General features: G+C 38.3%; 24 protein-coding genes. 2 read left to right on the forward strand and 22 right to left on the reverse strand.

Going from position 1 to position 22,668, the window contains the following annotated elements:
* Positions 1-259: 259 nt before the first annotated feature.
* Positions 260-1,111: a pPIWI-associating nuclease domain-containing protein gene (locus LNQ49_RS03080; protein ID WP_191180552.1), complete on the forward strand. Its 852-nt coding sequence runs from the start codon at positions 260-262 to the stop codon at positions 1,109-1,111.
* A gap of 2 nt (positions 1,112-1,113) precedes the next feature.
* Here the strand turns inward: LNQ49_RS03080 and LNQ49_RS03085 are convergent, their stop codons facing one another.
* The 18 genes from LNQ49_RS03085 to LNQ49_RS03170 all read right to left on the reverse strand — a co-directional run bounded on the left by LNQ49_RS03085 (position 1,114) and on the right by LNQ49_RS03170 (position 15,662).
* Positions 1,114-1,497, reverse strand: coding sequence for a response regulator transcription factor (locus LNQ49_RS03085; protein WP_191180551.1), 384 nt, complete (start codon positions 1,495-1,497; stop codon positions 1,114-1,116).
* A gap of 272 nt (positions 1,498-1,769) precedes the next feature.
* Positions 1,770-2,069 carry a helix-turn-helix domain-containing protein gene (locus tag LNQ49_RS03090; RefSeq protein WP_191180550.1) on the reverse strand — a complete coding sequence of 100 codons (300 nt, stop codon included), beginning with the start codon at positions 2,067-2,069 and terminating at the stop codon, positions 1,770-1,772.
* Positions 2,050-2,361: a helix-turn-helix domain-containing protein gene (locus LNQ49_RS03095; RefSeq protein ID WP_078702670.1), complete on the reverse strand. Its 312-nt coding sequence runs from the start codon at positions 2,359-2,361 to the stop codon at positions 2,050-2,052. The genes LNQ49_RS03090 and LNQ49_RS03095 overlap by 20 nt, the downstream gene beginning before the upstream one ends.
* 131 nt (positions 2,362-2,492) lie before the next feature.
* On the reverse strand, positions 2,493-3,467 hold the full coding sequence (locus LNQ49_RS03100) for an HNH endonuclease (protein ID WP_191180549.1): 975 nt from the start codon (positions 3,465-3,467) through the stop codon (positions 2,493-2,495).
* A gap of 2 nt (positions 3,468-3,469) precedes the next feature.
* Positions 3,470-5,551, reverse strand: a complete 2,082-nt coding sequence (locus LNQ49_RS03105) for a hypothetical protein (protein WP_191180548.1) — start codon at positions 5,549-5,551, stop codon at positions 3,470-3,472.
* A 209-nt stretch (positions 5,552-5,760) separates the two neighbouring features.
* Entirely contained in the window at positions 5,761-6,033 is a 273-nt protein-coding gene (locus LNQ49_RS03110; RefSeq protein WP_191180547.1) for a molybdenum ABC transporter permease, read from the reverse strand.
* A gap of 137 nt (positions 6,034-6,170) precedes the next feature.
* Positions 6,171-6,620 carry a DUF3872 domain-containing protein gene (locus LNQ49_RS03115; protein ID WP_191180546.1) on the reverse strand — a complete coding sequence of 150 codons (450 nt, stop codon included), beginning with the start codon at positions 6,618-6,620 and terminating at the stop codon, positions 6,171-6,173.
* Between the two features lie 11 nt (positions 6,621-6,631).
* Positions 6,632-7,192: a conjugal transfer protein TraO gene (locus LNQ49_RS03120; RefSeq protein ID WP_191180545.1), complete on the reverse strand. Its 561-nt coding sequence runs from the start codon at positions 7,190-7,192 to the stop codon at positions 6,632-6,634.
* Positions 7,193-7,212: 20 nt separating this feature from the next.
* Complete coding sequence (gene traN / locus LNQ49_RS03125) at positions 7,213-8,112, reverse strand: conjugative transposon protein TraN (RefSeq protein ID WP_191180544.1); 900 nt, start codon at positions 8,110-8,112, stop codon at positions 7,213-7,215.
* Between the two features lie 24 nt (positions 8,113-8,136).
* Entirely contained in the window at positions 8,137-9,483 is a 1,347-nt protein-coding gene (gene traM / locus LNQ49_RS03130) for a conjugative transposon protein TraM (protein ID WP_191180543.1), read from the reverse strand.
* Positions 9,470-9,757, reverse strand: coding sequence for a nitrogen regulatory IIA protein (locus LNQ49_RS03135; RefSeq protein ID WP_191180542.1), 288 nt, complete (start codon positions 9,755-9,757; stop codon positions 9,470-9,472). Before LNQ49_RS03135 ends, traM begins: the two co-directional genes overlap by 14 nt.
* A 13-nt stretch (positions 9,758-9,770) precedes the next feature.
* Positions 9,771-10,199, reverse strand: a complete 429-nt coding sequence (locus tag LNQ49_RS03140) for a hypothetical protein (RefSeq protein WP_191180541.1) — start codon at positions 10,197-10,199, stop codon at positions 9,771-9,773.
* An 11-nt stretch (positions 10,200-10,210) separates the two neighbouring features.
* Positions 10,211-10,834, reverse strand: coding sequence for a conjugative transposon protein TraK (gene traK, locus LNQ49_RS03145; protein ID WP_191180540.1), 624 nt, complete (start codon positions 10,832-10,834; stop codon positions 10,211-10,213).
* A gap of 20 nt (positions 10,835-10,854) precedes the next feature.
* A complete protein-coding gene (gene traJ / locus LNQ49_RS03150; RefSeq protein WP_191180539.1) occupies positions 10,855-11,850 on the reverse strand; it encodes a conjugative transposon protein TraJ in 996 nt (331 codons plus the stop codon).
* Between the two features lies 1 nt (position 11,851).
* Positions 11,852-12,484 carry a DUF4141 domain-containing protein gene (locus LNQ49_RS03155; RefSeq protein ID WP_191180538.1) on the reverse strand — a complete coding sequence of 211 codons (633 nt, stop codon included), beginning with the start codon at positions 12,482-12,484 and terminating at the stop codon, positions 11,852-11,854.
* A 27-nt stretch (positions 12,485-12,511) separates the two neighbouring features.
* Complete coding sequence (locus tag LNQ49_RS03160; RefSeq protein WP_191180537.1) at positions 12,512-15,016, reverse strand: TraG family conjugative transposon ATPase; 2,505 nt, start codon at positions 15,014-15,016, stop codon at positions 12,512-12,514.
* Positions 15,013-15,345, reverse strand: coding sequence for a DUF4133 domain-containing protein (locus LNQ49_RS03165; protein ID WP_191180536.1), 333 nt, complete (start codon positions 15,343-15,345; stop codon positions 15,013-15,015). The genes LNQ49_RS03160 and LNQ49_RS03165 overlap by 4 nt, the downstream gene beginning before the upstream one ends.
* 11 nt (positions 15,346-15,356) lie before the next feature.
* Positions 15,357-15,662: a DUF4134 domain-containing protein gene (locus LNQ49_RS03170; RefSeq protein ID WP_086949882.1), complete on the reverse strand. Its 306-nt coding sequence runs from the start codon at positions 15,660-15,662 to the stop codon at positions 15,357-15,359.
* 181 nt (positions 15,663-15,843) lie between these two features.
* On the opposite strand from LNQ49_RS03170, the gene LNQ49_RS03175 reads away from it, so the two are divergent.
* The gene (locus LNQ49_RS03175; protein WP_191180535.1) at positions 15,844-16,980 is read left to right on the forward strand and encodes a DUF3800 domain-containing protein; all 1,137 of its coding nucleotides are present in this window, start codon (positions 15,844-15,846) and stop codon (positions 16,978-16,980) included.
* A 102-nt stretch (positions 16,981-17,082) separates the two neighbouring features.
* On the opposite strand, the gene LNQ49_RS03180 is transcribed toward LNQ49_RS03175, so the two are convergent.
* From LNQ49_RS03180 to LNQ49_RS03195, 4 genes are all read right to left on the reverse strand, one after another.
* Positions 17,083-18,443, reverse strand: a protein-coding gene (locus LNQ49_RS03180) for an IS3 family transposase (protein WP_394369357.1) whose coding sequence is annotated in 2 segments (ribosomal slippage) — positions 17,083-18,102 and positions 18,105-18,443 — 1,359 coding nt in all. Because the reading frame shifts where the segments join, the coding sequence is not laid out codon by codon here.
* Between the two features lie 197 nt (positions 18,444-18,640).
* A protein-coding gene (locus LNQ49_RS03185; protein ID WP_394369357.1) for an IS3 family transposase occupies positions 18,641-20,001 on the reverse strand; the annotation gives its coding sequence in 2 pieces (ribosomal slippage) (positions 18,641-19,660 and positions 19,663-20,001; 1,359 coding nt in all).
* Positions 20,002-20,064: 63 nt separating this feature from the next.
* Complete coding sequence (locus LNQ49_RS03190) at positions 20,065-21,456, reverse strand: S8/S53 family peptidase (protein WP_191179249.1); 1,392 nt, start codon at positions 21,454-21,456, stop codon at positions 20,065-20,067.
* 3 nt (positions 21,457-21,459) lie between these two features.
* The gene (locus LNQ49_RS03195) at positions 21,460-22,647 is read right to left on the reverse strand and encodes an AAA family ATPase (RefSeq protein ID WP_120181096.1); all 1,188 of its coding nucleotides are present in this window, start codon (positions 22,645-22,647) and stop codon (positions 21,460-21,462) included.
* Between the last annotated feature and the right edge of the window lie 21 nt (positions 22,648-22,668).

Here is a 22,668-nt window from a genome sequence, read left to right on the forward strand (position 1 = left end):
TTAGAATAGGTGCAACCCCCTTGTCAAAATGCACCACTACACAATTCCCTTTCCTTACATTTTACCAAACAGGTTGCGAGTTTTTGCTTGGGATATTTAGTATCCCATTTGTTGTATTTAGCACTGACTTCTTTTCTTTTCACACAGCGACCAAAGAAAAGAAGCAAAAGAACGTCGCATGATTAGATTTGATCGTCACATTAAAAATTGCGCCATATTATTTTTTAAATTTGACTATATCCTAAATAAAATAGACAATATGGAAAAAGCAGAAAAAATAAAGCAATTATTATTAAATCAATTTGAACAGGATTTATTTGAAGCTTCACTTGCTAGCCTAAATGATCGAACAAACAAACTTCGCTTTAATAATTTTGCATACTCTATAAGGGAGTTATCACGACATTTTTTATATAACCTTGCACCTGAAGAACGTGTGAAAAATTGTGTTTGGTTTAGTCCCGAAACTACTGACGGAAAGCCTACAAGAAACCAAAGGATTAAATACGCAGTTCAAGGTGGAATAGAAGACGCTTTATTAGATAGCTGGGGATTTGATGTTGACGAACTTAAAGACATGATAAAGGAGGTAAAAGAAACAATCAATACTTTAAGCAAGTACACTCATATTAATCCTGAGGTGTTCGATATTAGCGATTCTGAAGTTGAGCGTATGAGCCAAGATGTACTTAACTCCTTCATTGCTTTAGTAGAAACAATTGAGAACTATCGTGAAGATCTTAAACAATTCCTTGATGGACATATTGAAGAGCATATGATATCATCCGTTGTAACTAATTTTTTTGAGAATGTTGATCGGCTCGCACCTCATCATTCATTGGAATATAGTGAGGTGTCAGAATATCATATTTCAGAAATTAATGAATATGAAATTGTAGTGGAAGTCTTTGGAGATTTACATGTGATTCTTGAATATGGATCTAATAGAGAAAGACGTGAAGGTGATGGATTAGACTTGCCAGAAACATTTCCTTTTGAAACGAAGATACGCTATCAAATCGATGATGATTTTCCATCCACTAAGTTTGAGGTTGATGATTACGATGTAGATACTTCAAGCTGGTATGGAGATGATGAAGATGAAATATAGTCTTAAGCGTTGAAAATCAATTTCTTAAAATCCATAGTATCACTACCAACAAGAAGATAACTTGAAAACCCTATATTTAAAATTGCCTTTCCTACTTTCTCATCATCAATATCACTATGGGCAATCAGTTTTATGGTTGGATATTTTGTCCTCAATTCTTGAAGCTGTGTCAGCACATTCTTGTCGTAAAAATCAAGGTCAATAATGCAAACATAGGGAAGTTCATTCAATGAAAACAATTGCGATAGTCCATCTTCAATGCTTTCCGAACGAAATAAGACTTCAGTTCCTGAAGCGACAAGGTCTTGGCAGATACCATTTAAAATAGGGCTTTTGTCGTTGATAAATGCGAGAGTGATTTTTTGTTGTGCTGTACCAGTTTCCATAATATTGTCAGATTTTGAGTTAATGGAGTTTCCTGCACAAAAAAGAAAGCGCAGGCAACTACACTTACCGCACATTGAGGTACTGGTATACCCGACAACGAATAAGCGAGCGCCCACGCCTATGGCATGAGCGTTCTTCCTTATCGTCCCGTTGTCTAAAAATTACCAGTTTTCAATGTGGGACTTAAAGTAAAAACACTTTAAGATTCTATATTTTATATAGCAAATATACTAAACTCATTCCTTTTTGAACAGATATAAGATACAAAAGGTTACCGTAAGCCTGTTTTATTGACTATATAATTCTGTTCCAAGATAGTCAGGATATCACTTTCCTTGTAGATGATCTTTCCGCCAATCTGTATAAATGGCAATATATTATCATCACGGTACTGCTGTAAAGTCCGTTTGCTGATATGCAATAACCGGCACAGATCTTCGCCCGATAAGTAAATCTCTCCATTCATTACAGGACGATAGTTTTTCAATATTTCTTCAATGCGGCCTCTTAACTTCATTATCATTTCCTGATGAGTAATGATTTCTTCATTTTCATTCGTCAATAAATCCATTTTCAGTAGTATTGTACGGCTGTCCGGCTTCGAGCAAAGCCTGTATGTCCGAAAGTTTGTAATAATTCTTGCGGTTCAGTTTGGAATAAGGTAATAAGCCTTTGTCCTTGTAGGTTTGCAAGGTCCGTTTGGTAATGTTCATCATCAAACACACTTCCTGGTTATCGAGCCACTTTTCTTCTTTGAAAATCGGTGTGTATTTTTTCGTTGCGTTTTCGGTCATTTTCAAAAGTTCCTTCAACTCATTTTTCATTCCGTCCAATGCGGATTTTTGTATTGCGATAACTTCCATAGTTTGCTTGTTTTTTCCGTGGAAGTCTAAATTAAAGAGGCTTAATGCAGTGTTGGGAGTTGTGGTATTGATTGGCTTTGAAAGGAAGTGTTTGGCTTAAAAATAGGATTCAATTTTGTTTACAATGCGTTTTATTTAATCAGCCCCAATTGTTTAGCAATGTCCATTGTCATTTTGCTAAATGGTCTTTTATGGATATCTTTTTCTTTGGTATAATTACCTACAATTACTCTATCAAAATCATTTTGACTTAATGATAATTTTGAAAAGCTCTTTTGAAGAATATCTTTGAAACTCTCATTATAAATTTGGTTCTTGACAATCAATTCTGCTATAATATCCTTTTGAGTATCGTGAATTTCTTTTATGCTGAACATATTTTGTAGCGATTGATGACCAGCTACTGTTGTAGAGACATCATTAAATAGAATTTCAATACTTTCAGCATCTTTCGTCACTAAATAATCACATTCGGAAGACTTAGTGATTTTAAAGTTATAATCGGATTTTGATAGTTTTGATGTGATATCTGTATAAAGAAAAAAATTGATTGGTGTAGAACTTTTTCTTTTGTTACAAGAAGCACAACAGGGATATAAATTAAATAACGAAATGCTCAAAAACGGAAAATCACTTTTAGGATAGTGGTGGTCAACTTCGAGTCTTGCGTCAATTTCGTTGTTCTTTTTAGTGATAACAACAGTTAATTGAGAATTACAATAAACACAAGATTTTATTCCAATCTTCCTAAAATATTTTGGATAAAATTTATCTCGGCAATTTGTATAGTTAAGGGCATTTTGAATAAAATGAGTTAGTTGTTTTTTCATGGGCTTGAGTACTCCATTAACCGTCTCAAAACGGGAATTTGTAGGTAATGGCCCAACTATTCCTTTGATAACTTCTATTTCTAAAGGGCTTTTTGTTAAAAATGAAATATCTTGAAATTGAGTAATGATGTTGTTAAGGTAAGTTTGTTCAGCTTGATCAAATATGTTTGCGTTAATTGCCTGAAGTTTTTGCAGTGCAGAACTTCTTTGTTCTTCTATTTCTACTTTAAAAAATTCTTGAACACTTTTTGCTTTATTTATATGTAACGAAATCATGATTATTTGTTTAATAGTTTAGTTAGCTTGTCAATTTGTGATTGAATGAAATTGGTTTCATCATTTGGAAATGCTTGACTGTAAAGTTCCATTAAACTATTATACAAAACAGGTTCACCAACTATTGATATAATAGAAGAGCATTGACTTTGATCTATCTCTTTGTATCTAGAATTTTCAATTTCAATAGATTTAATCTCGCCTTTTATTATAGCAATTTTATTTTTTTCGGTCTCTTCATTTAATAGACCGTTGAGTGATTCTATCTTTTTATTATTAATCTTCAATGTGAGACTTTCAATAACCAATTTTATTTGACTTTTTGCCCATTCCCCCATAAACCCCTTTTGCATAAAAAAGTCATTTGCTAAGAGGTCGTGTACATTTGCTCCAAAGGTTTCGTTGCCTTCTATATAAGGCTCTCCTTTGATTAATTTCAAAACAAAAGCATTCGGAATGTCTGATAAAATATATGGTGAGTGCGTTAAAAAAGTTATGTTTAATCCTTTAATGTGTTTTAAATTTTCAGGATTAATTTTACCAATATAATCTAATAGATCAGCAATATATGTCCTTTGCCATTCAGGGTGATAATAAAGTTCTATTTCGTCTAATATGATGTTGATATAGTTGTAATGAATTATTTTTTCGGACTCTTCTGCTTTTTCTTCCTTTAGCTGTTCAACAGAATTGAGGTTAATAAGATGATATACAATAGAACTAATACTATGTGTTTTTTGTTTTTCTCCAGAACTTAAAGAACCAAATGAAGAACCATCTTTTGGGACTATGTTAATATAGAAAAAAGAAGGAGGTGACATCATAAAGGTATTCACCATAAATGATTCTTTTTTCTGTATCTCCTGTATCTTTTTTGACAATCCATCAATTTCTAAACTGAAAGGTTTTTTAAAATCGAGATTCGGTAACAAGGTCTGATAATATTTTAAGTAAAGAATAGCTCCTTTTACTTTGAAAACGGCGTGACTGTCGCTTTCTTTTATTCTTCTGATATACGCATTTATATTTTTTATATTTCTTTCTTTCGGTTCTCTATATCTTTTGAATATTTTATAATCAGAAAAAGCCATTTTAATGAGCTTCTTATGAATGTACGAAAGTGTAACATTCACAAATAAATCATTATTAAGTTGTTGTTCTGTTATTTTAAATCCAAAATGTTGCTGAAAGGCTTCAATTAATTTTTCTCTTACTGTTGAATCTATGGGCTCTTCTAGGGTTGCATTAGGATTAGGATTGTATGACAGTTCCAAAGCAGATGCAATTTTATTGTTTACAATATTGCGTAAACTGTTTTCTTCTTGTCCTTCGGTTATAGGTTCAAGAAGATTGGCTAATAATCTTCTTGTGAGCAAATATTTTTCTTTATTGATGTCAATAATACCATCGGTTCGCATTGGATTTAATACAATAGGTGTCTGATATCCGTCGTTTTTGTGAAATAAAGGATTAATCCAATCTCCAATTTCTAAAGAATTCAAAGCAAAGTGAGAGTAATTAACAACTATCGTATAAAAGAACTGTTGTAAGTCATCAATGCTTTTAATCTCTTGCTTTGACACATTCGCGACAAACTTATTGTTTTTTCGTTTATAGGTTTGTTGATAAACATTACCTTCTTTAAAAACAACATTTATTAGAGTATTCAAATCAACAGAATACAAAAGTTCAAAATCTAAAAATTTAAAAGGTTTCCGTTTTCTACGGTTCTCATCTTCTAATAAATTTAGAATACTTCCAATATTGTAATTTGCCCAGTATAGTAATTCTATTAAAGTACTTTTACCTGAACCGTTTCCACCTACAACAGCATTAATGTTAATTGGAATATTATTTATTGAGGTTTTAAGTTCATATAAATTGACATCGGTTTTAGGTATGTATTCTACCTCTGAAAAGTCATTTTTCCGAAATTGATACTCATTTCGGAATTGGTAAATTTGATTTTTTTTTAAATTTTTTGAAGCATCTAAAGTCAATAAAGAATTTTTACGAGTGTCTTTGGTTGGTAGCATTTTACCAACATTAATAGCTATAATTTTGAAGTTTTCTTTGTTACTCATTCTGTACCATAATTGTAATTATTAGTGATCTAAATTACATTATTTTTTCCTCTACAGTGAGATCATAAAGGTTTAATTAATCATTCTTGTACTATAAAAGTGCTAGATTTGCTCAATTAGCTTTATATTTTTACCGAAAACTCGTAATATCTATACCATCTACTATATAAATTTGAATAATTGCTGTTTGATGAGTTTCAATTATTGTTCTACCGAATACTTTCCACTGCTGCCTTCTGCTTTTCCATTTCTTTTTTCTCACGAGAATAAACCCAAAGCGACAAAAGTCCAAATATTATCAGGGCATAAGCTATCCATTTACCAACCTTTTCAATAAATTTAATGGCAACCGACTTTTCATAGGACGAAAAGCCCTCAGCTCCCATTGGACCACGCCTGTAAAACTTTCTCCGGTTGATCCAATAACGAAGTCCCAAGCCTGCAAACACAAATATTATCCCAATAACCAATGATGCAACCATATCCTCACATTTTTAATTTCACAACTATGAATTTAAGAAATATTGATGAGCCAGTAAAATACTCCTAATCATATTGCTTTAAATATAAAACGGCTTACCAATCAGATAAGCCGTTTTTATGAACTGACATACTACTTTTAATCACTACTGTTAAACTGAAAGCTCAATTGCTTTTCGTTTCCGAAGCTGTCCGAAATCCAAACCTCAAAGGATTGTGATACGGCAGATGTTGACGTATAGTACAATCTAAACTGCTCTGTCGGTAAAGGGTATAAATCGTTCGGCAGATATGGCGGTTCATCGTAGTATTGCAACGTTCCTTGTCCGTCAAACTGAAAGTAACGGAAAAAATACTGCGTGTTGCTGTAATTGCCTTTACGCTGTATGGTAATGCGTATTTCAACCGTTTGCCCGTTGGCTACATCTTTTGGAACAGGCATCACGTTTACCTCAAAAGGGAAATCGTTCTGTATTTCGAGTTCATCATCTTTGCTACAAGATACCAAAGAAACCGAAGCTGTGAGGATTGCCAGCATTACATATATCGGCAGTAATCCTATTCTGAATTTATTGAATATTCCTATCATTGTTTTAAGTTTTAAAAATTAAACCTTAATCCCACACCTGCAGACGGTCGGAACTGTTGTAAATCCGTACCCCATAAAACCTTTGTACGCCCTTGCAGGACTAACACAAAACGGTCTGACAGGTACGTTTCAAAAGTGAGGCGACCACCTGCTCCGTATATAAAATTATCCTCGCTCAAAATCTTTGCTCCGTCATATAACATTGTTTCGCCACGATTGATACTTTCATAACCGACTACGCCTGTTATCCCGAAGTTCAGTGTGATATTCTTACGAACATCACCCAGAAGGAAGAAGCTGTAACCACCCTCGGCAGTATAAGTTTCCTGCTGTATACGGAGGTCTTTATAATCGTGGTATTGGTGTGTGTATTCCAACGCCCAAAGCTGGTAATTTCCATTTTTTCCGTTCACGGTCATTCCGATGTTGAGGTAATAATCATTACCGATTTTATCATCGGATAATACGCCTGCACTTATTTCCAATCCTTTCTGTTTTGGAAGCATTCTTTGTGCCTGTGTAGCAGTGATGGCCATAAAGATGAGCATCACGGTATAGATATACTTTTTCATAAAATTGCTTTAAAAGGTTATTAAAATTTCAGGTGCATATCATTAACCAAACGAGCCTTGATTAAATCGGAATTTTCTATCTGGAGTGTCTGATGCCTGCCCCCGTTTTTTTCGAAAATCTCAATCAGCAGTACTTTGTCATCGGCAATCGTAAATTGATCTAACAGGAACACGTTTTGTTCGGTCGATTTACCGCCAATCTCCTCCAATGGCTTGTAAGTGCGTAACGGTATCAGCGGGCGTTCCTGTACTACGGTACGTTTGGCTATCTTTTTATCCACTACTTTGAAATTGATAAAATCAATCTGAAACGGCACATTGGTACGGTTTCTCAATTCCGTATGGAAATAGTATTTGCCGTTATGTATGTAAATGCCTTTAAGAATAAACTGTATACCGAAACTCTTAGCCCCGATATGTTTTACAATGCGTTTGTCTTTTTTGTAAATGGTTTCCAAAAGCAAACCCGCCAATGATGGCGAATTGTTGCCCAATTCCTCAAAAAGCACATCGTTTCCGTTAGCTTTATCAACTGCTTTTTGCATTGTAAGTAGGTCATAGCTCAACACTTCGGGATAGGAACTGTAATACACATTGAAACTGTAAAAACGTCCGTCATTAGTAATCACAGAAAAATTGGTTTCAGCTTCAAAATCCCTTACCGTTGCTTTTACACGCAACACGTTTTCCGCATCTTCCGCTTTCCCTGCAATCAGGTATTCGCTTCCCAAATCCACGTAACGGATAGCGGTCGGGAAAATCAGGTGTGAAGTCTTATCATAGGTAACTTCCATTTTATACGGTTCTATCTTGCCCAACGCAAGCGGAGTTTTTGCCTTTGTACTGTCCTGTGCATAAGATTGTACGGCAAGGCCGAGTATCAGGGCGATTGCCCAAAAGGTTTTAAAATGATTTTTCATTATTTTATTTATTTGAGTTCAACATTATTTTTTAGGTACAAGAAAAACCTGATGTCCTGCTTTCAGCGTAACTTTTGGGGTTCTTACCTTTTTGGCGAAATAGCCCGAAATTCCCTGTACCACTCCTTTGCTTAAATCTGCGGCAACCTGTTGTCCGGCATTCTGTGTGAGCATTACGCTCGTTCCACCTGTCTGGCTCATATTGCCTGCCATTTCGGTAAGGGCATTCATTTCGGGTGAATACGGAACATACAAGCCTTGCTGCCCGTCCAAATCGTAAATGGTTATATCTACCGGGATGATATTGCCCTCCATTTCTATCGAGGTAATTTTTAGTTGTAATCTCCCACCTTGAAATTTGGCATTAGCCGTTACAATCGTTCCTTTTGGAATGGTATGTTGTGGTGTTTGGGCAGGCTCTAACAATCGTAAACGCACACCCGTTTCGCCAACTACTGTTTGAGCATCGTGTACACAGGCTTTGATACTGTTTTTCGGTTGTATCACCTGCTCAACAGAACCGGCGGTATAAAAACCTCGGTTCTTTGTTTGGCTCCAATCGGCTAAAAAAGCACTGTCCGTAGGCTCACGGTACAGGGCTGATACGGCATTCTTTCTTGCAGGCGTAAACGATACAAAATGCTCTTTTTGGTTAGTGCCAGCAGCACTAAAAGCATCCGGAACAGCACCATTAGCAGGTGTTACATTTTCGGTATTCGTATTTTTCGGAAGATACTTTGCTGCCATTTCATAGGATTTCTCCATTAGTTTAAGTTGGTCATCTACGGTAGCAACGGGTGGCACATCTTTTTCAGCCAGCTTTTCTTTCATTTCGTCCAATTGCCTGCGGAGTTCCATTGTTTCCGAATTGTTGTCCTGATAAAAAGAACCTAATGTGCTTTGCGCATTACGGTAACTGTTTACTGCCGGATTACCGTTCCTGCCCGAATTTCTGCCGCCGCCATAGCTGTTGCTTTGGTCTTCTTCAGGAAGTTGTTCATCAACTGGCTCTTCTTTGTCTTCGGTATTCCAATAATCAGAAAGCGTAGTTAAAGCATTACGCTTTTCCTGGTCTTTGCTTTCCAGCATTTCCTGCTCATACGCCTTGCCTTTGTCGGCAGGCATTCCGGCTCCCGTAGCTTCTGGTACTGCATCGTTCAGCCCGATGTTTTCAATCGCTTTTTTATCTTCGGACGGTTTAAATATGAGGTACATACAACCCACGAATACAATCGCCATCAAACCAAAGATTAGGGGCTTTTTGAGCTTCTCCTTATTATTCTGTGTGCCGTCTTGCAGCACATCAGCGGTTGCTGTCGGGTTCCCTTCCGTTACCCGAACAACCGATTTTTTGTTCTCATTTTCTTTCATAAATCTTATTTTTTAGAATTGTTGATAATGTGTCCTGTAATCTTGCAGGGCTTTCACTTTTTTTGAGGACAGGGTTTTCGATATGCTCAATGATTATATCGTTACCGGATTTTGAGGTATCATACATTACTTTGCCAATCACCGCCATGGTAAGCAGCAGGTAACCTACAAAGAAGTACAGCGTATATTGGTACTGTTTGCGTAGGGACAATGCCCGCCAGCGTTCGTCCAGCTTGTCAAAATATCTGTCCATAATTGCTCTTAATTTTTTCATACCGTTTTCTGTTTTAGAGCTTGAAACGCTTAGGGCTTTTACCTGCCTTTTGTTTTAGTTCATCATTGACCAAAGCGACTACCTCAGCCGCTTTGGGTGCAGATATTACAGACAGGTTTGTCAGTTCCGATTTTTTCAGCAGTTGCCCAAATTGGTCTTTCCTTGCCACCTCCATTTTATTGAGAGAGAATTTCCCGTTCAGGTATTTTACCCACATACTACATTCGACACGGGGCTTGTCATCGCCCGACCATTGCAGATAGCCTGTCAGCAATAAATCTTGTTTGGGTAAACTGTCTGTACCTTTTTGGCAGCTTTCGATGTAATCGCTGATGGTGTCTTTCAACCTTCCGGCATACGCACCCTGCGTATGGAAATAGCCGTTATATCCTTTGTCGGTAAGGATTTTCGCAAACGTGTTTAAATCTGATAATGTTTCCATAAGATTGTTTTTTAGCGTTCGATGACTTCAATATCCCTGTTTTCAACCACTGCAAATTTTTCAATGTTAAAGCCTTGCGGGTTATTGTCGGAACGGACGGAGTTCACGAGATAGCAGGAAGTAATCAGGTTACGCCTGGTTACATTACTCGAACGGATAATAAATTGTTTGGCATAGGTGCGCACCGCATAAGGATGGGTGTCGAAATTGCACACGACACTATCGACTTCGATGCGTTGCTGAACATTACCTGAAATAATTCTGTTGTAATAACCCTTTTCAGATAAGTCTTTGTAATAGTCAAAAGCACTTTTATCCGCAAGGTTAAATGCCCTCCTCATATTGCTTTCGATAGCATTTTTATCCGGAGCGAGTGTAAAAAAAAGCTCGTGAAAACGTCTGACGTGTTCCCTTGCTTCCACAGGTCGGTTGATGCTCGCATCTTGCGACAAGGCAAGCATCAAAGATTTGCCGTTATCCAATACATAGATTTTTTGGCGTTGTTCTTCTGCAAAGTGGTAGGACTGCCATACGGCATATCCTACCACGCCAATGCAGAGAACCGCAAACACAATGGCATATAATCTTATCTGCCTAAAGCTGTTTTCGATATTTCTTAGAGTTTTAAATTCCATTTTTTAGAATGATTAATTGTTTATTTATTCATCAGTTTGCCGCCGATGTTTCCAACTGTGGAACCTGCACCTGCTCCGGCGATGTTCCCTGTTTTCATTGCAGCTTGGTTCACGTTGCGGGTAAAGTTTCCTGCGCCTCCGGCTTGGATTACCCAACCTGTCACTGTAGGAATTGTGAAGTACCCGATGATGCCGATAATCATAAATATGATGTACACTGTATTGCTCGTATCAGGTATGTAGGTCGGATCGGCAAGCATTGCTATATCCCTTTCCAGTATGAGGGATTGTATTCTTGCCAGCATCGAGCTGAACAAATCCGAAACAGGAAGCCAGAGATATACGCTGACATACCTGGTAATCCACTGTGTGAGTGTGGACTGAAATCCCTCCCAAACGGAAATAGCAAAAGCTATTGGTCCGAGTATGGAAAGGACTATCAGGAAAAATGTTCGTATGGTATCAATAACCAAAGCCGCCGCCTGAAAGAGTATTTCCAGTAAATTGCGAAACCAATCCTTTATGGCTTTCTCTATCTTGTAGGCTTGTCTGTCCATATACATTCCCGCCATTGTACCAACGTCCGATGGCGACCAGCCCAATTCATCCAGTTTTTTATCAAACTCTTCGTCTGATGCCATATAGGCGGTTTCTGGATTTCTGACCATTGCTTCATATTCCAATTGGTCTTTCTGCTGTTGCAGCTTGTTCAGGTCAAGTACTTGGTCTTCGAGTATGGTGTGGGTTCCTCTAACCACCGGACTTAATACTGCATTAATGGTTCCCAACACGATAGTTGGGAAGAACATTATACAAAGCCCCAAAGCGAAGGGACGCAACAACGGGAACACATCAATAGGTTCTGCTCGGCTTAAAGCCTGCCAAACCTTTAATGCTACATAGAACAACGCTCCCAATCCCGCTAAACCTTTAGCTACTGCCGCCATATCGCCTGCAAGCGGCATCATATCGTCGTAAAGCGAACGCAGGAGTTCGTGAAGATTATCCCATTCCATTTTACCAGTATTTTTGGTTAGAGGTTCCGTAGAGTTCAAGCACTCTTTTGGCATCGTTTTTCTTTTTCGCTCTTAGGTAGCTTACAGAAATGTTCTTATTGGTGTAGTAGCGTACAAGGCTGTGGTAATCCTTTACCTCTTTGTACACACGATCAATAATATCCATACGCTCTTTGTCGTTTAGCGAAAGGCTTGAAGAGGTTATAATTTGCTTCAATTCTTTCAGCAGTTCGGTACTTTCATTGAGTAGTGCCGAATAACCATTGCCAATAGCAACCAATTCCTGTGGTGTGAAATTTGGGTCGTTCATCATCTTGCCAAAATTCTGCACATACATTTCGGAAACATCGCCTACTAAAAGTACGGTTTGCTGCACCTTACGGGCATCTTTCACAAGGTTGTTAATAGCTTTCAGCTTGTCGTAATATTCCTTGCCCTGGTCGTAAACTTTCTTCACTTCGTTGAAGTTCTTTACTACATTGCTCACGGTGGAAGAAGTCTGTATGATTTCGTTCGCAGAGTTGATAATACCTGAAGCCAAATTTGCAGGGTCGGTTACTACCCATTGTGCTTTCGCTGACGGTGCTACGGCAAGCATTAGTGCCGTACACACCAGATACAATACTTTTTTCATTGTTTCTGAATTTTAAAATGTTAATGACTATTGATTTACTTTGTCCCGCCTTTCCATTGCGATATGCTTAATGGCGAGTTCTACGTTACCGTCCAATTCGGAAGCTAATTGCATTACTTCCATTTTTTCGGTTTCTTCGGTCGTATATGCGAGGTATTCCTCCAAACTAACTTCGGTGGCATAGACTGCCGAGTGCGTACCACCTAAGCCAATCCAAACCTCTTTGTACAGACGGCTTGCATCGTTGTTCATATTGATGGAAAGTACTTGCCCTTTCTCTTTATCCGTAAGCCCTAACATCGCCTGTATATCATCGAATTTGTTCATATACTTGCGTTGGTCTAATAGGATTTTACAATCGGAATTGTTGATGATACTTTCTTTCACAATGGGCGACTGGATAATATCATCGACCTCTTGCGTTACGACAATCGCTTCTCCGAAAAATTTGCGGACGGTCTTAAACAAATACTTGATGTATTCTGCCATTCCCTCTTTCGCTATCGCTTTCCACGCTTCTTCAATCAGGATGAGTTTGCGGATACCTTTGAGCCTTCGCATCTTGTTAATAAAGACCTCCATAATGATAATTGTGACTATGGGAAACAGGATTTTATGGTCTTTAATCGCATCAATTTCAAACACGATAAAGCGTTTGGAAAGCAGGTCTAATTGCTTATCAGAGTTCAACAGGTAATCATATTCGCCACCCTTGTAGTAGGGTTCGAGAACATTCAGGAAATTGGCGATGTCAAAGTCTTTTTCCCGTACCTGTTTTTCTTCGAGTACCTTGCGGTAATCGCCCTTCACATATTCATAGAAGCCATTGAAAGATGGATAAACATCGTCCGCTTTAATGCGTTCGATATATCCGCTTACGGCATTGGAAAGGGCAACCTCTTCCGAACGGGTTGGCGGTTCATCATCACGTTTCCAGAGTGTCAGTATCAAAGTCTTGACACTTTCTCTCTTTTCAATGTCAAACACACCATCATCAGTATAAAATGGATTAAAGGCGATCGGGTTGTCTTCCGTATAAGTAAAGTAAACACCGTCTTCGCCTTTGGTTTTTCCTTTAATGAGTTCACATAGTCCCTGATACGAATTACCTGTATCTACAAGCAATACGTGAGCTCCCTGCTCGTAATACTGCCGTACCATATGGTTTGTAAAGAACGATTTACCACTTCCCGATGGACCAAGTATAAACTTGTTCCTGTTCGTGATAATTCCACGCTTCATCGGTAAATCCGAAATATCTAAATGGATAGGTTTTCCGGTCAAACGGTCGGCCATCTTGATGCCAAATGGCGATGGCGAATTGTGGTAATTGGTTTCTTCTGTGAATAAACACAAAGCAGGTTCAATAAAAGTGTAAAAACTTTCCTCACTCGGAAAATCGCCTGCATTGCCAGGCATTCCTGCCCAATACAATGTGGCTACATCCGTAGTGTTGTGGCGTGGTTTGCATTCCATCAGTGCCAACGCACTACCGCAATCATTCTTTAGCTGTTTCAGTTCTGCCGGATCTTCCGACCACGCCATAATGTTGAAGTGTGCACGGATGGAGGATAGCCCGAAGCTGTGGGCTTCGTTCAGATACTTTTCTATCCATTCTTTGTTGATTTGGTTGGCACGGCTGTACCTTGCCAGTGAGTGCATATTCCTTGCGGACTTTTCAAACTTTTGCAGGTTGTCTTCGCTGTTATCCAAAAACAAATACTGATTGTAAATGTGATTGCAGCTTAACAGCAAACCCACAGGTGCGGCGAACGACAAACGGCAGTCGCTGCGGTCGGTGGATAGTTTTTCAAAACGGGTATCAGCCGATACCGTTCCGGGTAAATCGTCCGTATCGGACAAGGTGTGCAAGCTCAACCTTTTGTTCCCGATACGGACTTCTTCCGTTCCGAGAGCGATGTCCTGCATCGGTGCTCCGGCATCCCTTGATAGAGTTAGGTATTGTTCCAGTAATCCCTGCGTTTCTTCTGTTCCGATGATGTCATCTTCGGTAAGGCGTTTCAGGGTTATGAAACCGCTATCGTTTACGATACGCTCAAATTGTGCTACCGCTTCCATAAAGCGATGTATCGTTTCCTTGTTCCTGATTTCCTTTGGTATCAATGAACCTTTGCAAAGCGAGCTGAAGTTGCTTTGCATACGCATTCTTTCCTTAGTAGTCTTGGTTAGGAAAAGGTAGCAGTAGTGATTTAAGAACGGTCGCTCATTAAAATGGCGTTGGTAGGATTTAGCCAAAAAACTTTGGTCTTCCTTCGCCAAATCGGGAGCGTAGCTTTCTTTAATGTACCAATCCTGTTTGTGAACGACTGTAAAATCCGGTAAAGTCTTGATAGCTTTATGCCAGGCAGAATGAATGGCTTCATATTCCGCAGAAGCTACCGTAAACAGTTCTGGTAAACGAACCTCAAAGCAGGCGGTAATGTCTGCATCTTTTGAAAGAATGCAGTTGTTTTCTACTGCCAGCAAAGGAAACTTGCTTTCCAATGTGGTGGTCTTTGCTACATTTCTCATACGGCATTCTGTTTAGAAGTGAATTTTAAATAGCGGCGTACAGGCTTGCGGCAGATGATGTAGCGCGGATGCCTTTTATTGGCCGCTATCTTCATCAATCCGTGTTCTCCATATTTCCTATTCAGTGAAAAGGTTTGCCATACAATGAGCGAAGCTCCGCCTGCTCCGAGGAACAGGCAGATGTAAGAGTTTACGCCTGCCATATACAGTATCATCACGAGGATAAGCGTACCGAGCAGCCCACCTGCGAAAATGAACAGGTATTGTGCTTTCAACCCTTTAAATTCCACTGTCCTGCCAATGCCTTTGTTTATGTTATAACTGTTCATAAAGCAAAGGATTAAAGGAAGAATGAACGCAGGATGGTAGCCGCCACGATTAAGAAGATACACGCACCGAACCAGCTCGCCGCAGTTTTCGATGTGTCGGGATCGCCTGAACTGAATTTGTTGTACACCTTAACGCCTCCGATGAGCCCAACCACCGCACCGATGGCGTAGATTAGTTGGGTTGCGGGGTCGAAATAGCTTGTTACCATTTGGGTAGCCTCGTTGATACCTGCCGAACCGTTTCCCTGTGCGAACGCACCAATTCCTGACAGCATTGCCATTGCTGCCAGCAAAACTTTTTTTCTCTGTTTTTCCATAATTGAAACACATTAATTTGTTACTGTTTTCCCGCACCTTGCGGGCTTTCGAGACAAAGGTGTTTCAGAAATCAGGGCGTGATAACAAAGTGGCAGTCAAAGGAATTGTTTGGCGGTGGGTGGCGGTCTAAGGGGGATTTTTTATAACTTAGTCACTTATTATTTTTAATAAGTTAATACTATGATAGATTTTGAAATAGCAGAAATAGAAGATGCTAATCAATTTGCCCGATTATTGAATCCAAGGGTAGATTTTGCGACACCGTACATATTCTATTATGATGAAACCAATAACATCAAAACATTCTATGTAAGAGAAAATGATTTCAATTATACATTTACAGCAAACTTCGTTTTGGGTGGACTTCTACATCAGGGAGAAGTACCAGACGTACAGCCATTGATAGATAGCTTTAAATTGCAAAAAACAGCTAAGGAAGTTAAATTCAAACATATAGCATTCGGGGATTTTCTTGATTGCCTCAAATCCCAGAAGTTAAACCTGTTCTTGCACTTTTTAAAGGATAGTGATCTTTATGTGCATTATTCAAGTCTTAATATTCTCTATTGGTCGATTGTGGACATTGTAGATTCTGCTATCATGAACTCTGATGTGGCTATGAGATTAGGCCCTGGATTTGACAACCGACTAAAGAACGACCTCTATAAACTGTGTCGTCTTGAAATAGATGCCGTTATTCAACTCTTTTATACTTTCGAATATCCTAATGTTAAACCTGAGAAAATTGGTGATTTCATTGAAGCATTGAGTAATCTTTTTGAAGCATATCTTCAGTTACCTGAATTTCATTTTGGGTTGGAATCGTTACGACAGATATTGAAAGAGTCTAAAAAGAAAGGCGAACTAGCTTTTGTTATGGATGAAAAAGATTATATTCTGCTGGCAGATCTGACACATTTTTATCTTAGACCCATTTACACTTTCAAGAATTCAACTCATATATTCGATAATGAGGATTCCATCCGAGAAGCTTTGAACGGGTATAGAATGCTAGATAAAGGAGTAGAGTTTAAAAACTATTCTTTTGTTGATTCTCAGGATAGCCAATTGACACAACTATCTGATGTTTTTGTTGGTTTCATGGGTAAATACACCAATTACAGGAATACACACAATATGGAGGAAATTAAAGCGGATATCGACTCTTTCTCAGCTTTACAATTAGAAAACATGAAGTTATTTATTGATATTATTAATAAATCAGACCAGAAAAACCCCGCCTTTCTACACGCAACAGATAGTTACGAAGAGGTAATGAAATTTGGAGAGTTGTGCGAGATTATTGCTGGAAAATAACCTGTATGTCTTCAAAAGAAAGTGTACTTTTTCTTAGAGAGTGTTTTCTGTTTCAAATATAGAATTTAAAGTTTAGTTTTTTGCTTTTAAAAAGAAAAAAAATTAGGTTTCGATTAATTTTCTTTTGTAATATTCCTTTTTTCTTCTTTTTAGAGTTTCAGATTTTATCTGCTGTCTTATCTTCAAGACTTCGTTGGCTCTTCCAAAATACACATCCGCTGGAGTGAGATTCTTCAAAGATTCGTGATAACGCTCATTGTTGTAGCGGTTTACAAACACTTCCAAAGCGGCTTGCAATTCATCCGGACTGTAATAATGATGCAGTTTCACCACATTTTTCATCGTCCTGTGGTAGCGTTCAATCTTGCCTTGTGTCTGTGGATGAGCGGGTTTTCCGTGGATTTGCTTCATGCCGTGATTATCGTGTAAATAATCCTTTAATTCCTCGGTAATATAGCAAGAACCGTTGTCCGATAGAAGTTTCGGAACTTGTCCTTTTCTTAAACCTGCTTTCTTCACAGCTCGGTCAATCGTTCTTTGAACATCATTCACCTTCATATTTCGGCACAATTCCCAATGAACGATATAGCGGCTAAAATCGTCAATCACCGTGCTTAGATAGTACCAGCCCCAACCCAGAATTTTAAAGTAAGTAAAATCCGTCTGCCACATTTCGTGAACAAAATTGGTTTTATCCTTAAATTCATTCGAGGCAGAAATCAGGATATGCGATGGCGCGGTTATCAGCCCTCTTTTCTTTAAAATCCGATAAACACTGGATTCTGAGATGAAGACGCCCTTCTCATCGGTGATTTTATGAGCCAGTTCTCTGCTGGAGAGTTCAGGATAATTCAAAGCGATTTCTACCACCAGATTTTTCTCTTCTTCAGGAATGCTGTTCCACTGCCTTCTGCCAGAAGAAGGGGAAGAATGAAATCCCGCTTCACCTTTCTCAAGGTACAGATTATACCACTTGTAGAAGGTGCTTTTGTGAATGCCAAGTTCCCTGAGCGTCCTGTTGACGCCGATTTCACTACGGGTAACCATTTGGATGATTTCCAGTTTTTCTTCAGGTAACAACCTCATATACTTTCTGTATTTTTCGGTTATTCCAGAATTTCCAAACTTTTTTTTATAATGTCGTAGCGGATAACGAGGTCGGCGACCGTCTCCTTGAGTTTTCGGTTCTCTTCCCGAAGGGCTGAAACTTCTTCGGAGGTTGCCTGGCGGAGCGTATCTCCGGAGAGCTGCTTTTTACCGGCTTCAATGAACTCCTTATTCCATTTGTAGAAGGTAGATTCCTGAATAGCGTGCTTGCGACAGAGTTCGGCTATGGAGGTTTCAGCCCGAAGGGCTTCCATCACAATGAGGATCTTTTGTTCCGCCGTGAAAATCCTTCTGGTTTTTCTGCGGATGTCTTTTAAATAATTTTCAGGATTACTGATTGGTTTTTTGGCTGTCATAATAAATCAAATTTAATTATTTTTTTGTTCTGTTTATTATGAAAACACTATCTTAGTTCTGAACTAAATCAGTACACTTTTTGCTGACGATTTACAATGTATGTCTTCAAAAGAAAGTGTACTTTTTCTTAGAGAGTGTTTTCTGTTTCAAATATAGAATTTAAAGTTTAGTTTTTTGCTTTTAAAAAGAAAAAAAATTAGGTTTCGATTAATTTTCTTTTGTAATATTCCTTTTTTCTTCTTTTTAGAGTTTCAGATTTTATCTGCTGTCTTATCTTCAAGACTTCGTTGGCTCTTCCAAAATACACATCCGCTGGAGTGAGATTCTTCAAAGATTCGTGATAACGCTCATTGTTGTAGCGGTTTACAAACACTTCCAAAGCGGCTTGCAATTCATCCGGACTGTAATAATGATGCAGTTTCACCACATTTTTCATCGTCCTGTGGTAGCGTTCAATCTTGCCTTGTGTCTGTGGATGAGCGGGTTTTCCGTGGATTTGCTTCATGCCGTGATTATCGTGTAAATAATCCTTTAATTCCTCGGTAATATAGCAAGAACCGTTGTCCGATAGAAGTTTCGGAACTTGTCCTTTTCTTAAACCTGCTTTCTTCACAGCTCGGTCAATCGTTCTTTGAACATCATTCACCTTCATATTTCGGCACAATTCCCAATGAACGATATAGCGGCTAAAATCGTCAATCACCGTGCTTAGATAGTACCAGCCCCAACCCAGAATTTTAAAGTAAGTAAAATCCGTCTGCCACATTTCGTGAACAAAATTGGTTTTATCCTTAAATTCATTCGAGGCAGAAATCAGGATATGCGATGGCGCGGTTATCAGCCCTCTTTTCTTTAAAATCCGATAAACACTGGATTCTGAGATGAAGACGCCCTTCTCATCGGTGATTTTATGAGCCAGTTCTCTGCTGGAGAGTTCAGGATAATTCAAAGCGATTTCTACCACCAGATTTTTCTCTTCTTCAGGAATGCTGTTCCACTGCCTTCTGCCAGAAGAAGGGGAAGAATGAAATCCCGCTTCACCTTTCTCAAGGTACAGATTATACCACTTGTAGAAGGTGCTTTTGTGAATGCCAAGTTCCCTGAGCGTCCTGTTGACGCCGATTTCACTACGGGTAACCATTTGGATGATTTCCAGTTTTTCTTCAGGTAACAACCTCATATACTTTCTGTATTTTTCGGTTATTCCAGAATTTCCAAACTTTTTTTTATAATGTCGTAGCGGATAACGAGGTCGGCGACCGTCTCCTTGAGTTTTCGGTTCTCTTCCCGAAGGGCTGAAACTTCTTCGGAGGTTGCCTGGCGGAGCGTATCTCCGGAGAGCTGCTTCTTACCGGCTTCAATAAACTCCTTGTTCCATTTGTAGAAGGTAGATTCCTGAATGGCGTGCTTGCGGCAGAGTTCGGCAATGGAAGTTTCTGCCCGCAGGGCTTCCATCACAATGAGGATCTTTTGCTCCGCCGTGAAAATCCTTCTGGTTTTGCGACGGATGTCTTTTAAATAATTTTCAGGATTACTGATTGGTTTTTTGGCTGTCATAATAAATCAAATTTAATTATTTTTTTGTTCTGTTTATTATGAAAACACTATCTTAGTTCTGAACTAAATCAGTACACTTTTTGCTGACGATTTACAGTTTTCTTCTGCAATTTTGTCCAAAATTTGTGCTGGAACGCTATAGCCTGTAGTTGATGCATGCTCTTCTATATTCAGGCTGAAGTTAAATATTCGAACTCCAGTTCTAGCTTTTAATTCCTGAACAGCAGTTTCAAGTTCATTAAAAAATTCTAGAGGTTTTGAATAGTACGAGCTATATCTATCAGCACGAGGTAATATATCAAGATCTATAATTTTACAACCATCAATTTCCCTGCAAATAGCCTTTCCATTTAATTGTTGGCCAAATATTGCTAATCCAGCTATAAAAGTACCGTGATTTTCGTCTTTGTCCATGCTGCTAATTAATCCCCAACGATCTTCTATCCAGTCGCCATAAACATCTGAAACACCTCCGTCTACAACGCATATTTTTGGATATGAGCCTTCATGATCAGGAGCAAGAACAGTAAAGTTTTCACCTTTGACCTGAGACTTGACAGTTGAGCTTTGTGTAATGATGGGAGGAAGAGTAACTTTTTTTACCAATGGATGATTTCCCAAATATTCTAATAATTCGTTATGTCTCTCCAAGTTTAGGTCAATAGATTTTTTCTCACCTGATTTGCCTGCTGTTGATGATGAGTAAAGCTGTATTACAGGAGTTGAATCGGTTTTTTCTAATTTGATACCAAATACAATAGATGAGCCCTGACCAGTAGTAATTCTTGACACAAATAAGCCTGTGCCTAAAATGGTTAACCCGCCAAAAAAGCTATCAAACAAATCGAATTTGTATTTGCTTAGTAAATCCCAATCTTGCCTCGCCGGAGGAGCTTCAAACAATTCTACCATATACGAACCGCCAGTTTGAGGATTAGATAGCCATTTTACGGCTTCTTTAACAGAAAAATTCCTTTTGTCACTTGCAGTATATGGGCTAATTCCTTCAATTGCACCGACTTCACTTCTTAATCTTGAAGGATTAGGTTCATTCTTCCCATTCTTTTCTTTATATCTTGTTTCGGGTTCAGCCTGTCCAACTTTAGTATTTATTTTATCAATACTTTCTGGCGTCAGTTCGACAAATAATTCTCCCAAATCTCCAGCTCCAATTATAGGAGCAACATCCCTTTTAAAAACTTGTGAAGTTGGGCGATGACTTTTTGCTAATGCCGTTTGCTTTAATGTAACTTTCGCATAAGAAACCTTAGCAAAACTATTTACCAATTGCATGCTCTTTATCTCACTAAGCTGATTTTGAATGTTATCTCGATGCTCTATGAATTCAGTATCATTTCCGGCAAAAAAGTCTTTAGAACCACCGCCACCATTATTTTCTAATGCCTCGATAAAAGCATCGCTATTTAATACTATTTGAACAGGACTATTTGCCATAACTTATATTTTTTCAGAATCTTTAAATTTCGATAGCTGCTTACTCAAAGTTGACGGGGTCATTCCGAACAATGATGCTAGATCTTTCTGTTTAAAAGAGTAAACCTTATCGTTTAACAGCATGTTTATAAAATCTTCATCACTGTGAACCATAACATTTCTCTTTTTTGTGTCTACCCTTCCAGAGTTGAGTACAGCAAATTGCTTCATTACTTCTACGATATTGCTTTTCTTTTCTAAGACAAAAGCTCTCTTTAGCCATTTTGAAAGCATTTCTGCATCAGCACCTGATGAACCATCTAGGCACCATGCTAAAAATTTAATCTCACTTTCGTTAAATTCTAAAGGCGTAATAAAATTCTTGAGTAATTGAATCATTACTTCGGGAGAAGGTTTAGGAATTTCAACCTGTATATCAAACCTTCTCCAAATAGCGGGATCAAGAAGACTTTCATGGTTGGTTACACCAATGGTAAAACCTTTTTCATGACGTGAATCTAGACTTTGCAACAACGTATTGACTACTCTTTTTACTTCACCAACCTCCTGTGGATCGTTACGGAGTTTAGCAATTGCATCAAACTCATCAAGAAGTAAGATGCATTTATACCTATTAGCAAAAGCGAACAGATTACCAATATTTCGAGATGTAGTTCCTAAATACGAAGACATAAGCCCTTCTAACCTTGCCAGCACTACAGGTAATCCAATTTGTTTTGCAATCCATTTTGCTAAATGTGTTTTACCAGTTCCTGGCGCACCATAAATTAAGCAAGAGCTAGCAGGAGTAGCATTAATTTCTAAAAGTTGATCGAATTTACTCCATTCATTTACAATTGAGTGAATAGCAAGCTGGATATTACCATCAAACATTGGGGCTTTTTCTGGTAGATCATCAGGAAAAAAAATCTCTGCCAATGGAGTTGATGTCTCCTTATCTACAGGAATCGATGTCTTAGGAGTTACTTCCTCGCCTTTTAAAACAACGAAAGATCTTTGGATTTTACTTGGAGACATGTCAAGCGATGATTCAGAAGCAGTCAACAAAGCCTCCAATGACTTTGCCTCTTTAGCAAACCCATCTTTTTCCAGACTTTCTTTTAATCTTCTAATTTGATGCGTGACAGCTTCATTCGGCGTTGCCAATGCGGACCTGCTTAGAGCTTGTACTATACTGAAATATTTGAGCATTTGCTTATTTGTTTCTTAAGT

The organism is Flavobacterium pisciphilum (assembly GCF_020905345.1).
Classification (GTDB): Bacteria; Bacteroidota; Bacteroidia; order Flavobacteriales; family Flavobacteriaceae; genus Flavobacterium; species Flavobacterium pisciphilum.